At 47.6% G+C, this 12,649-nt stretch carries 8 protein-coding genes; 5 read left to right on the top strand and 3 right to left on the bottom strand.

Going from position 1 to position 12,649, the window contains the following annotated elements; genetic code table 11:
- Positions 1 to 5: 5 nt before the first annotated feature.
- From aceF to pdhR, 3 genes are all read right to left on the bottom strand, one after another.
- Complete coding sequence (gene aceF / locus F0U83_RS04255; protein WP_138988943.1) at positions 6 to 1,967, bottom strand: pyruvate dehydrogenase complex dihydrolipoyllysine-residue acetyltransferase; 1,962 nt, start codon at positions 1,965 to 1,967, stop codon at positions 6 to 8.
- Positions 1,968 to 2,012: 45 nt separating this feature from the next.
- Positions 2,013 to 4,673 (bottom strand): pyruvate dehydrogenase (acetyl-transferring), homodimeric type, encoded by a 2,661-nt coding sequence (gene aceE / locus F0U83_RS04250; RefSeq protein ID WP_246077909.1) that lies wholly within the window; start codon positions 4,671 to 4,673, stop codon positions 2,013 to 2,015.
- Positions 4,674 to 4,930: 257 nt separating this feature from the next.
- On the bottom strand, positions 4,931 to 5,695 hold the full coding sequence (pdhR, locus tag F0U83_RS04245) for a pyruvate dehydrogenase complex transcriptional repressor PdhR (protein WP_138988944.1): 765 nt from the start codon (positions 5,693 to 5,695) through the stop codon (positions 4,931 to 4,933).
- Positions 5,696 to 6,101: 406 nt separating this feature from the next.
- On the opposite strand from pdhR, the gene F0U83_RS04240 reads away from it, so the two are divergent.
- From F0U83_RS04240 to F0U83_RS04220, 5 genes are all read left to right on the top strand, one after another.
- Positions 6,102 to 7,166: a TRAP transporter substrate-binding protein gene (locus F0U83_RS04240; RefSeq protein WP_138988945.1), complete on the top strand. Its 1,065-nt coding sequence runs from the start codon at positions 6,102 to 6,104 to the stop codon at positions 7,164 to 7,166.
- Positions 7,167 to 7,249: 83 nt separating this feature from the next.
- Positions 7,250 to 7,774 carry a TRAP transporter small permease subunit gene (locus F0U83_RS04235; protein ID WP_138988946.1) on the top strand — a complete coding sequence of 175 codons (525 nt, stop codon included), beginning with the start codon at positions 7,250 to 7,252 and terminating at the stop codon, positions 7,772 to 7,774.
- Positions 7,775 to 7,776: 2 nt separating this feature from the next.
- On the top strand, positions 7,777 to 9,162 hold the full coding sequence (locus F0U83_RS04230) for a TRAP transporter large permease (RefSeq protein ID WP_138988947.1): 1,386 nt from the start codon (positions 7,777 to 7,779) through the stop codon (positions 9,160 to 9,162).
- An 86-nt stretch (positions 9,163 to 9,248) separates the two neighbouring features.
- Positions 9,249 to 12,116, top strand: coding sequence for an FAD-binding and (Fe-S)-binding domain-containing protein (locus tag F0U83_RS04225; protein ID WP_138988948.1), 2,868 nt, complete (start codon positions 9,249 to 9,251; stop codon positions 12,114 to 12,116).
- Between the two features lie 30 nt (positions 12,117 to 12,146).
- Positions 12,147 to 12,635 carry a universal stress protein gene (locus tag F0U83_RS04220; RefSeq protein ID WP_138988949.1) on the top strand — a complete coding sequence of 163 codons (489 nt, stop codon included), beginning with the start codon at positions 12,147 to 12,149 and terminating at the stop codon, positions 12,633 to 12,635.
- Positions 12,636 to 12,649: the final 14 nt, after the last annotated feature.

Here is a 12,649-nt window from a genome sequence, read left to right as displayed (position 1 = left end):
ATCGCTTACAGCATTAGGCGACGGATATCGCTTAACAAACTGTTGAGGTAGGTCAGGAAGCGGCCAGCATCACCACCGTTTATTGCACGGTGATCGTACGATAAGCACAGTGGCAACATCATACGCGGTTCAAACTCTTTGCCATTCCAGCGTGGTTTGATATCGGCTTTCGACACACCCAAAATACCCACTTCTGGCGCATTAACGATTGGCGTAAAGCCCGTACCACCAATACCGCCCAAACTGGAGATCGTGAAGCACGCACCCTGCATTTCGTTGGGCTTGAGTTTGCGATCTTTGGCTTTACCCGCCAATTCATTAGCTTCTAATGACAGTTCATATACGGATTTTTTATCCGCATCTTTGATCACAGGCACCATCAAACCATTTGGCGTGTCGACCGCCAAACCGATGTTGATGTATTTTTTGTAAACAATATGCTCGCCATCTGCATGCAATGAAGCGTTGAATTTCGGGTTGGCCGCTAACGCTTTGGCTACCGCTTTGATCATGAATGGCAGCGGCGTAAGCTTAACGCCCGCCTTAGCTGCTTCTTCTTTCATCTCTTTACGGAAGGATTCAAGATCCGTAATGTCGGCTTCATCAAATTGAGTAACGTGCGGGATATTCAACCAGCAGCGCGCCATGTTATCGCGAGTCACTTTGGCGATTTTGCTGAGTTTTTCAACTTCAACTTCACCAAACTTGCTGAAATCCACTTCCGGAATCGCAGGGATACCAGAACCACTGATTACGCCACCCGACGCTGGTTTTTCTTTCAGCGTCTTAAGGGCATTTTTAACATAGTTCTGTACATCTTCTTTTAAGATTCGACCTTTACGGCCTGTGCCGGTCACTTCAGATAGTTCGACACCAAATTCACGAGCAATGGCACGTACCGCTGGGCCTGCATGAGCTGAACGATTTTTCTTATCCAGATCTGCTTGGCTCAGACTGCTGGCAGGTGCCGCTTTAGCTGGCGCTGGTGCAGGTGTAGCCGCTACCGAAGCAGAAGCCGCCGGTGCTGATGGCGCCGCTGCTGGCGCTGGTGCAGCCACAGGCGCACTGCCTGCTACTTCCAGTACAAGAATCACGTCACCTTCGTTACAGGTGCTGCCTTCGGTAATTTTCACCTCTTTGACCGTACCGCCTTTAGGGGCTGGCACCTCCATAGAGGCTTTATCGGTTTCTAGTGCGATCAGGCTATCACCTTCTGCGATCACATCACCGGGTTTGACCATCACTTCGATGACATCAACATCGGTTGCACCGCTGAGATCTGGCACAAGTACATCTTCTACACCACCTGCAACTGGCGCAGCTGCCGGTGCTGGCGTAGGAGACGATGCAGGTGCAGGAGCCGCTTCAACGGCGGGTGCTGCTGCAGCCGATCCACCACCCACTTCCAGTAGTAGTAAAAGGTCGCCTTCATTACAGGTGCCGCCTTCTGCGATCTTCACTTCGACAACTTTGCCAGCCATAGGAGATGGTACTTCCATGGATGCCTTGTCTGTCTCTAGCGCGATCAGGCTGTCACCTTCTGCGATCATATCGCCGGGTTTAACCATGACTTCAATGACATCAACATCCGTTGCGCCACTAAGATCCGGTACTAACACTTGCTCTACGCTTGTTGCAGCGGGTGCTGCCGCAACCGGTGCCGGTGCAGGCTCGGCGGCAGGAGCGGGCGCTTCTGCAACGTCTGCTGCTGGGCTTGCCGTAGCTGTGCCTTCTGCTGCGAGCGTTAGAATCACGTCACCTTCGTTGCAGGTGTCGCCTTCTTTAATCATAACTTCAACCACGGTGCCGCTTTTATCAGCCGGTACTTCCATGGATGCTTTGTCGGTTTCCAGAGCGATCAGGCTATCCCCTTCTGCGATGACATCGCCGGGTTTAACCAAGACTTCAATAACATCTACGTCATCTGCGCCGCTTAAGTCTGGAACGGTAATTGTGATTGTACTCACGATAATGTCCTCTATTCGTTATTCGCCATTAAGTTCAAGTCAGACTTAAACAGTCCACGGAGCCGGTTTATCCGGATTGATGTTGAACTTCTTCATGGCTTTAGCGACGACTGCTGCTTCAACCTTGCCTTCTTCCTGCAGTGCTTTAAGTGCAGCCAGTACCACGTAGTAACGGTTCACTTCGAAGAATTCACGCAGTTTCTGGCGTGTATCGGAGCGACCATAACCATCAGTACCTAGCACTTTATAACGTTGCGGGATGTATTCACGTAGCTGGTCAGCATAGAGGCGCATGTAGTCAGTCGATGCAATCACAGGGCCTTGGCGGTCTTTCAGACACTCAGTGACATACGCCAGTTTCGGCTCAGCCTCTGGGTGTAGTAGATTATGGCGCTCTGCTGCCATAGCATCACGGCGCAGTTCGTTAATAGAGGTTGTACTCCACACGTCAGATTCGATTCCGAATTCGTCACGCAGAATCACGGCGGCTTCGCGCACTTCACGCAAGATAGTACCGCAACCCATAAGCTGAACTTTAAGCTCTGCGTCTTTGCCCTCTTCGAGCAGGTACATACCTTTGATAATGCCTTCTTCAGCACCTGCTGGCATATCTGGGTGTGTGTAGTTTTCGTTCATGGTGGTGATGTAGTAGAAGCGGTTTTCCCCTTCGTGATACATCCGGCGAATACCATCTTGAACAATCACCGTTAGCTCGTAGCCGTATGTCGGGTCGTAGGATACGCAATTTGGTACCATCTGTGCCATCAAGTGGCTATGACCATCCTGATGCTGTAGACCTTCACCGTTTAGCGTTGTGCGGCCTGCGGTTGCACCGATCAGGAAACCACGCGCTTGCATATCGCCCGCAGCCCAAATCAGGTCCATTACACGCTGGAAGCCGAACATGGAATAGAATATATAGAATGGGATCATTGGGCAGTTGTTGTTTGCGTAGGAGGTTGCACACGCAATCCACGCGGATGTTGCACCTGCTTCGTTGATACCTTCCTCAAGAATCTGACCGGTTTTTGATTCTTTGTAGAACATAATCTGGTCGCTGTCATGAGGCACATAACGCTGGCCTTCAGACGTGTAGATTCCCAATTGACGGAACATCCCTTCCATACCAAAAGTACGTGCTTCGTCAGGGATGATGGGTACGATACGTTCGCCGATATTTTTATCTTTAACCAGTGTGTTTAGTACACGGTTTAGAGACATTTGAGTAGACAACTCACGCTCACCGCTGCCTTTTAAGTTTCCAGAGAAAACTTCTAAAGCCGGGGTTTCAAGTTGCTGCACTTCGTTGCGGCGTGACGGGTAGAAACCGCCCAATTTAGCACGACGCTCAAACATGTACTTCATTTCGGGCGAGTCAACAGAAGGACGGTAATAAGGTACTTCTTTCAGTTGATCATCGGCTAGCGGGATGTTGAAGCGATCACGGAAATCTTTCAGATCATCCATCGCCACTTTTTTCATGGAGTGTGTGTCGTTTTTCGCTTCGCCCGATTTGCCTGTGCCGTAACCTTTAACGGTCTGTGCCAGAATCACGGTAGGCTGACCTTTGTGATTCATTGCAGCGGCATATGCTGCATAAACTTTGTACGGGTCGTGACCACCACGGTTGAGCTTCATGATCTCGTCATCAGACAGATCTTTTACCATCTCTAGCAGTTCTGGGTATTTACCGAAGAAATGCTCACGCGTGTATGCACCACCATTGGCTTTGCAGTTTTGCAACTCACCATCGACGACTTCATCCATACGTTTCTGAAGCAGGCCGTGCTCATCTTTTTCAAACAGTGGATCCCAATGGCGGCCCCACAAACATTTGATAACGTTCCAGCCTGCGCCACGGAATACGCCTTCCAACTCTTGTACAATTTTACCGTTACCGCGTACAGGGCCATCAAGACGCTGTAGGTTACAGTTAATGACGAATACGAGGTTTTCTAGCTGTTCGCGACCCGCCAGCGCAATAGCACCCAGAGATTCTGGCTCATCACACTCGCCGTCACCCAAGAATGCCCATACTTTACGGTCACCACGGTTGATCAAGCTACGTGCAGAGAGGTAGCGCATCACGTGGGCTTGGTAGATCGCCTGAATCGGGCCTAGACCCATAGATACCGTTGGGAACTGCCAGAAATCCGGCATTAACCAAGGGTGTGGGTATGAAGAGAGACCGTTGCCATCTACTTCACGACGGAAGTTATCTAGCTGCTCTTCTGTTAAGCGACCTTCAAGGTATGCACGAGCATAGATACCCGGTGAAATATGACCTTGGAAAAACACCATATCGGCGTCTTGCTCGCCTTCATTACCACGGAAGAAGTAGTTAAAGCCAATATCGTACAGCGTGGCTGATGAGGAGAAGGAGGATATATGTCCGCCCAGCCCGTCTTTGTTGTCGTTTGCACGCATAACCATCGCCATTGCATTCCAACGAATGAATGAACGAATACGACGCTCCATGAACAGATCGCCTGGCATTTGCGCCTGATCTTTTGGAGATATTGTGTTTCGGTAAGGCGTTGTTAGTGTAGCGCTATGGCCTACACCAATATCTGAAGCTTTACGGCCAAGTTGCGTTAATAAGTAGCGCGCACGCTCGTCCCCATCATTCTTTGCGACTGATTCTAGCGCGTCTAGCCACTCTTTCGTTTCGATTGGATCGATGTCATCTATTATTTGATCTTGCACGTTGCCTTCTCCACGTATGCTATTTTAGCAATCATCCCTTAGTTTGGATGGTTCAGTTTCCTGACTTTTGGCCTGAACCTTTGTTATGCGAGGGTTTATGCTGCTTTGCAGCAATTTCCTCTTTCTTGTTATTTTGTAGTAATACTACAAGAATCTAAAAAATCTGTCTATATGAGCCCTATATACTTATTGTTAACCTCTAGGTTTATTTCATTTTTGTAGTTTTTATACAGAGCCACAATCTCACGCTTTCTCTCTTATGCAAGACTATTACCTGAACGGCGCAACGCCCGTTCAATACGTGTATTTTCGCGACCCTGCTCTAGCAACGCTTCTTCTACATAGGCCAAGTGATCATGGGCAGCCTTTTGAGCTCTATCCGGCTCTCCCGAAAAGATTGCTTCCATAAGCTTGTAGTGCTGGTCGTGAATTTTTTGCCGATACCCAGGTTTTGGGTAGATATTTTGCAAGTTATCTCCAATATGCTGGCGCAACAAACTGAACAACGCTCGCATCATATGGAGCAACACCATGTTATGAGTTGAAGCCGCAATAGTTAGGTGAAAATCAACATCCGCTGCCACCTCTTTCTCAAACTCTTTGTTCTCATGAAAGCTTTGCAAAAGCTCATAGCTTGCTTTTATCGCTTCTTTATCAGCAGGTGTACTTCGAAGAGCGGCATAATAGGCAGTCACACCCTCCAAAGCATGACGAAACTCCAGCAGATCATATTGCGCTTCAGGGTGAGTTTTAAATAGCTCAAGCAATGGATCCATGAAAGAGCCACCTAAGTCATCAGAGACATAAGTACCCCCTCCTTGCCTGCTAACCAATAGACCTTTCGCGGCTAACTTTTGAACAGCTTCACGAAGTGACGGGCGTGACACTTCAAACTGTTTTGCCAGCTCTCGTTCAGGGGGTAATTTTTGGCCTGGTTTTAATGTCCCCTCAAGGATCATCTCCTCCATACGCTCTACGATTACATCCGAAATTTTTGGTTGCTTAACCCGTTGATATGCCATCCGTTTTTCCACACTGACTAAATACTCCCAGCAACAAGCGAACACCCAAGTCACATCCGCCTGCTCAAATACTCGCCTTTTAGCGAATCTGCACTAGGATAAATAGTAATAAATTATTCATTATCCGCTTTTTTGTGCAGGTGCAATAACTGGTAAGACCAATTAAGAATTCAAACCTTATATTTGAAACTAGCGCTTATTTGCGTAAATTCCAATATATATTTGGATTCTAAAAAAGGATTGACAAGCCCTGCTCAAAAAAAATACAGTAGAACCTATCGCATGGTAAATTGGTATGACCAATATTACAAGAAGCATAACATTGATTAATTAATGACATGTTTTTTGACATGCAATATGGTTAAAAGACCACTAGAAAAATAAATAACGTCATTGAGGATGAGACATGAAAAAGTTCACTAAGTCTGTGATCTCTACCGCTGTTCTGGCAGCCGCTGCCGCTACACTGGCTCCCGCTCAAGCTGCAGATAAAATCTTGCTAAAAACACCTATCGCCTTTGGCTCACACCTTCCTGCACTAGGTACACCGATTGTTTGGGTTTCAGAACAGTTGAATCTCGTCAGTGATGGCAAAATCAAAATGAAAATTTACGAGCCAGGCAAACTCGTGAGCCCTCCTGAGATTCTTGATGCGGTTTCTTCCGGTAAAGTTAACTCAGGTTATGCAACAGCAGGGTACTGGCAAGGTAAAATGCCAGCGGCTGCACTTTTCTCTGCCGTACCTTTCGGCCCTGAAGCCGGCGAGTATATGGCATGGATGTACTACGGTAATGGCCTTAAACTTTATCAGGAAATGTATGACAACGGCGGTTATAACGTAAAAGTTATTCCATGTGCCATCATCTCTCCTGAGACTTCAGGCTGGTTCAAAAAACCAATCGAGAAACCAGAAGATCTGCAAGGTCTGAATATGCGCTTCTTCGGTCTTGGCGCTTCTGTCATGGAAAAACTGGGGGTTTCAACCTCTCAGTTACCAGGCGGTGAAATCTTTGGCGCACTTGAGAAAGGGGCCATTGATGCGTCTGAGTTCTCTCAACCTGCCATCGACCAACGCTTAGGTTTCCATAAAATTGTTAAGTACAACTACTTCCCTGGCTGGCACCAACAGGCAACTATCTTTGAACTTCTAGTTAACAAAGATGCTTGGGGTAAAATGTCTAAAGGCCAACAGGCTACCGTTGAGAACACCTGTAAAGCCTCTATGACGAACGCGATTGCTGAAGGTGAGGCGATGCAGTTCCCAGTGATGGCTAAAGCCAAAGAGCAAGGTGTAGAGATCCGTTACTGGAACGAAACTATGCTGAAAACCTTTGAGCAGAAATGGGACGAAGTCGCATCTGAAAAATCAGCGGCTGATCCGTTCTTCAAGAAAGTATGGGACGACCTAAGCACGTTCCGTGAAGGTTACGATTTGTGGGAATCTAACGCATTCCTTCCACGTAGCCGTTAATTCTCGCTCGACTCAAGGCAGGCAGTATAGCTGCTTGCCTTTTCTGTATTTTCTATAACAATAATCGACGTAGGTAGCTTCCAGTGACTGAGAATGACACCCTTCCCTCAGTACCTTTGGCCGATAAGATCGATCGCTTTATCCAGCGTATCGGTATGTCAGTGGCTTGGTGCTATGTCCTGCTGGTTCTGGTAATCATTTTGCAGGTTGTACTTAGAAAAGGCTTTTCTAGTGGCCTTATCATTTTTGAGGAACTCCAGTGGCACCTCTACGCTGTTGGGGTAATGTTTGGCTTGTCCTATGCGCAAACTACTAATTCCCATATTCGCGTCGATTTGTTTTATACACATTTCCGTGCACGAACCAAGCACATCATTGAAATCATTGGCATTCTCACGTTGGTTTTGCCTTTTATCGCCATTGTTTTTATGCACAGTATCGACTTTTTCGTAGACTCTTACCGCATCAACGAGAGTTCTGACTCCCCTTCTGGATTACCATTCCGATGGATCATTAAAGGGGTCATTCCTGTTTCTTTTGCACTGTTAGGGCTGGCTGTTTTATCCCGCCTTTACCGTGACACTGTTTTACTTTTACGCGGAGAATAACCATGGACGCCAATGAAATTATGGTCATTGCGATGTTCCTATCGTTCATCGCGCTACTTTTTACCGGTATACCTGTCGCTTGGGTATTGGGTGGTATCGGCATCATCTTTGCCTTTATTGGCCAATTCTCTGACACCTATTTCGATACGATTACAGGCCTCGACTACACGACGCTAGGGTTGGTTGTTAACCGCCTATGGAAGATTATGGACAACTGGATTCTGGTTGCCCTGCCCATGTTTATCTTTATGGGCATTATGCTGGATAAGTCCGGCGTTGCCGAAAAGCTAATGCATTCCATGCAAGAACTCTTCGGGCGAGTGCGCGGTGGTTTAGCGGTAACCGTTACGGCTATCGGCATCATCTTGGCCGCATCTACCGGTATTATCGGCGCATCCGTTGTACTGTTGGCGGTTATGTCTCTGCCATCGATGACAAAGCAAGGTTATGCCATGCCATTAGCACTAGGTACCATCGCATCCGCGGGGACCTTAGGTATTCTGATCCCACCCAGTATTATGCTGGTCATTATGGCAGATCAGTTAGGCTTGTCGGTCGGCGATCTGTTTATGGGGGCGGTATTCCCAGGATTAATGCTAGGCGCTATGTATATTGTCTATATCTTGATTTATGGTCTTGTTAAACCTGAAGCAGCACCGGTACCTGTGGATGCTAAACCTGTTGATCTGACAATCGTCTTGAACGTGCTCAAAGCAGTACTTCCAACTGTATTGTTGATTTTCGTGGTACTGGGTTCAATTTTTGGTGGCTTCGCTACACCCACCGAAGCATCCGGTGTAGGCGCACTCGGCGCAACTCTGTTGGCCATCTATAACCGCAAATTCAACTTTACTGTCTTAAAAGAAGTGATGGGTGGAACGCTTAATACAACCGCTTATATCTTTGCGATCTTTATCGGTGCGACCTGTTTTGCACTGGTGCTTCGTGAGTTAGGTGGTGATGAATTAATCGAGTCGTTCCTGACAGGCTTACCATTTGGCCCTTATGGGATTATCTTTTTCATTCTTGGTGTCATCTTCTTATTAGGTTTCTTCCTTGACTGGATTGAGATTACGTTGATTATTCTTCCCCTCTTAGCCCCTGTTATCTCTGCGCTTGGTTTAGAGATTAATGGTTACGGTGTGGTTGATAATCCCCAATTAGTTTGGTTTGTGATGTTGGTAGCGATGACCTTACAGACCTCCTTCTTAACGCCACCGGTAGGTTTTGCGCTCTTTTACCTAAAAGGTGTCTGCCCACCTAATGTGAAATTAACAGACATCTACAAAGGGGTAATTCCTTTTATCGCCCTACAACTGGTGGCGTTGCTAATCCTTGTATTCTGGCCTCAGCTGGTACTTTGGCTACCTGCCAACGCTTACGGCTAATTCTATACTGCCTCGGAGGTATCCCATCGGGATACCTCCGACTTCCGATCTGACTAATTGCCACTTCTGTGGCCGCAGTGATAAACATGAAACAGACACACCGTGATTTTCTTGCTGAACTTGCGCGCTTTATTCCTGAGCAGCGTTTAATTACTGACCCGTTGCGTACCTTAGCTTACGGTACCGATGCCAGTTTTTACCGGTTGGTCCCACAAATTGTGGTGCGTGCTGAAAGTGCATCGGAAGTTGCCAGAATCATTCAACTGGCCAATGAAAAAACGATCCCTGTAACGTTTAGAGCAGCGGGCACTAGCTTGTCGGGGCAGGCGATTACCGATTCAGTACTCATCCAGCTTGGAGATGGTTGGAAAGGCTATAAAATCAACGACGATGCTACCGAAATCACACTTCAACCCGGTGTAATCGGCGGGCAGGCGAATAGCTATTTATCCCCATACAATAAGAAAATCGGCCCAGATCCTGCATCCATTAATGCTGCTATGATCGGTGGTATTGCGGCAAATAATGCCAGCGGTATGTGCTGCGGTACTGCACAAAATAGCTATCGTACACTTAAAAGTATGCAGCTTGTATTAGCCGACGGCACTCAGGTGAATACGGGGGATGCAGACTCTGTTGCGCGCTTTAAAGAGAGCCACAAAGGGCTTTTGGATGCACTGGATTCGCTGGGCAGACAAACACGCGCTAATGAAGCGCTACACTCACGTATAGAGCACAAGTATCGTTTGAAGAATACTACCGGCTATGCGCTCAACGCCTTAGTTGATTATCAAGATCCCATTGAGATTTTACAGCACTTGATGATCGGCTCAGAAGGTACGCTCGGATTTATGTCAGAGATCACCTACCAAACGGTTGATGAGCACCCTAACAAAGCCTCTGCCCTTATCTTTTTTAATAGTGTGCGTACGACCTGTGAAGCGGTCGCGATTCTGAAAAAAACACCCGTTTCTGCCGTTGAGCTGATGGACCGGGCGGGACTACGCTCGGTAGAAACCAAACCGGGGATGCCAGATTTCATCAAAGACTTACCTGATGATGCGGCGGCCCTTCTGGTAGAAACTCGCTCAGCCAACCCCCAGCAACTTGCTGAACAGGTGCAGGAAATTAAAGCCTCTATCGCGGCCTTAGAGACTGCTCGCCCGATTGAGTTCACAACTGACCCTGAAGAATACGCAAAGTATTGGGCGATTCGTAAAGGTTTATTCCCTGCAATTGGCGCTATTCGCCTTACAGGCACCACGGTTATTATCGAGGATGTAGCCTTCCCTGTGGATCAATTAGCTGATGCGGTTCATGATCTACACCAGCTATTCAAGAAATGGCATTACGATGAAGCCCTCATATTCGGCCATGCTCTAGAAGGTAATTTGCATTTTGTCTTTACTCAAGCGTTCGATAACCAAGAGGAGATTGATCGCTACGACGGCTTAATGATGGATGTCGCCAATATGGTGGTGGGCACCTATGATGGCTCTCTAAAAGCAGAACACGGCACCGGGCGTAATATGGCTCCTTTTGTCGAGCTAGAATGGGGCCAAGAGGCCTACCAGCTAATGTGGGATTTAAAGCACTTATTAGATCCCCGAGGTATTCTCAATCCTGGCGTAGTGTTAAACGCTAATCCTCATGTCCATCTGGAAAACCTCAAGCCTCTTCCTGCGGCTGATGCATTGGTTGATAAGTGTATCGAATGTGGGTTCTGTGAGCCGACCTGCCCCTCTCGTGCGCTGACACTTTCTCCGCGACAACGTATTGTCATCTGGCGTGAGATTGCTCGCCTAGAGGCAACAGGAGAAGATGCCGAGCGATTAGCCCTTTTAAGAAAAGAATATGAATACCAAGGTACAGATACCTGCGCTGCGTGCGGTCTGTGCTCAACGACCTGCCCAGTGGGTATCAATACAGGTGATCTCACCCGCTCTATTCGAAGCCGTAATAATGAGAGCCATACAAAGCTAGCACAGTGGTTAGCAGATCATTACGGTACTGTAGAGAAAGTCAGCCGAGTGGCCTTCGCAGGTGCAGATCTGACACACAAGCTCCTTGGCACAAAAGCGATGACTAACATCACTTCAAGCGCTCGAAAGCTGTCGGGCGGACGTATCCAGCAATGGACACCGGCCATGCCTAAGGCAGCACCTAAGATCAAACCAACGAGCACACCACCCACTGCCGGTGCACCTAAAGTGGTTTATTTACCCAGCTGCGCTAGCCGTACGATGGGGCCAGCGCGGGGCGATGAGGATCAAACCTCTTTAGCGACAATGACGGAAGCCCTGTTACGTAAAGCCGGCTTTGAAGTGATCTACCCAGACAACTTAGATGGTCTATGTTGCGGTATGCCGTTTCAGTCCAAAGGGATGTTTGCAGCAGCCGACTCTAAATCCTCTGAGATCGAGCAAACACTGCTCAAGATCACAGAAAACGGCAACATACCGGTGTACTCTGACACCAGCCCATGCAGCTTAAGACTAAAGGATAAGATCGATACTCGTCTTCAGATTTTTGATACTGTCGATTTTATCGATCAATTCTTGATGGATCGATTGATCTTCCAGCAAACCAACGAGCCGGTAGCACTGCATATTACCTGCAGCGCGACTCGCTTAGGCCAAGCAGCAAAACTTAAGCGTATTATGTCGGCATGCTCCTCTCAGGTGGTCATTCCCGATCAGATCACCTGTTGCGGGTTTGCCGGCGACAAGGGCTTTTCAACCCCCGAGCTGAATGCTTCAGCCCTGCGCACATTAAAAGGCGCAGTTGAACACTGTGAGGCAGGCTATTCCACCAGCCGAACGTGCGAAATAGGCCTGAGTCATCATAGCGGGATTGATTATAAATCGATTGTCTATTTAGTAGATCGTTGTACTCAACCCAAACTGAGCAACAGACCTACCACTGAAGAAAATAACCGGATTCAGACCCATTGATATCTGACCCGAGACTCTGAGGATAACACCATGGCGCTACCAGAAATAAATACAATCCTATACACCACATCACTCGGCAAACATACGCGTCCTGTGTTTCGCCATGCCGTTAAACTTGCAAAAGCCCTTAATGCAAAAATTGTGATGCTACACGTTGTTGAACCCATTGGTGAAATGGGCTCTGCACTTATAAAAAACTATCTCCCTACGGACTTAGTAAAGAAAATGCATGACGAAGGTATCGAACAGATTCACCAAGAGATGCACCAGCGTATTGAAAAGTTTTGCGAGGAGGAGCTTAATAGCTTGCCGGGTAGCATCGACCTCGATATTGAGTATGTCATTATTGAAGGGAATCATACCGACTCCATTCTCAATGAAGCTAAAAAGCGTGATATACAGATGATCGTAATGGGAGCAGAAAATACCTTTGGTCGTCATAGCCATACGACGCAACAGGTTGCTAAGCATGCCAAAGTACCGGTGGTCATTGTCCCCACAGGAAAACAATTCACTTAATATAAGCGACAAAT

This window comes from Neptunomonas concharum (assembly GCF_008630635.1).
GTDB classification, from domain to species: Bacteria; Pseudomonadota; Gammaproteobacteria; order Pseudomonadales; family Balneatricaceae; genus Neptunomonas; species Neptunomonas concharum.
Note: the sequence above shows the minus strand (reverse complement) of the source record. Positions and strands in the feature narration are given on the sequence as shown.

Coding starts and splice junctions, on each gene's coding strand:
- pdhR (WP_138988944.1), bottom strand. CDS start 5,695: ATGGCATATCAACGGGTTAAGCAACCAAAAATTTCGGATGTAATCGTA.
- F0U83_RS04240 (WP_138988945.1), top strand. CDS start 6,102: ATGAAAAAGTTCACTAAGTCTGTGATCTCTACCGCTGTTCTGGCAGCC.
- F0U83_RS04230 (WP_138988947.1), top strand. CDS start 7,777: ATGGACGCCAATGAAATTATGGTCATTGCGATGTTCCTATCGTTCATC.
- F0U83_RS04225 (WP_138988948.1), top strand. CDS start 9,249: ATGAAACAGACACACCGTGATTTTCTTGCTGAACTTGCGCGCTTTATT.
- F0U83_RS04220 (WP_138988949.1), top strand. CDS start 12,147: ATGGCGCTACCAGAAATAAATACAATCCTATACACCACATCACTCGGC.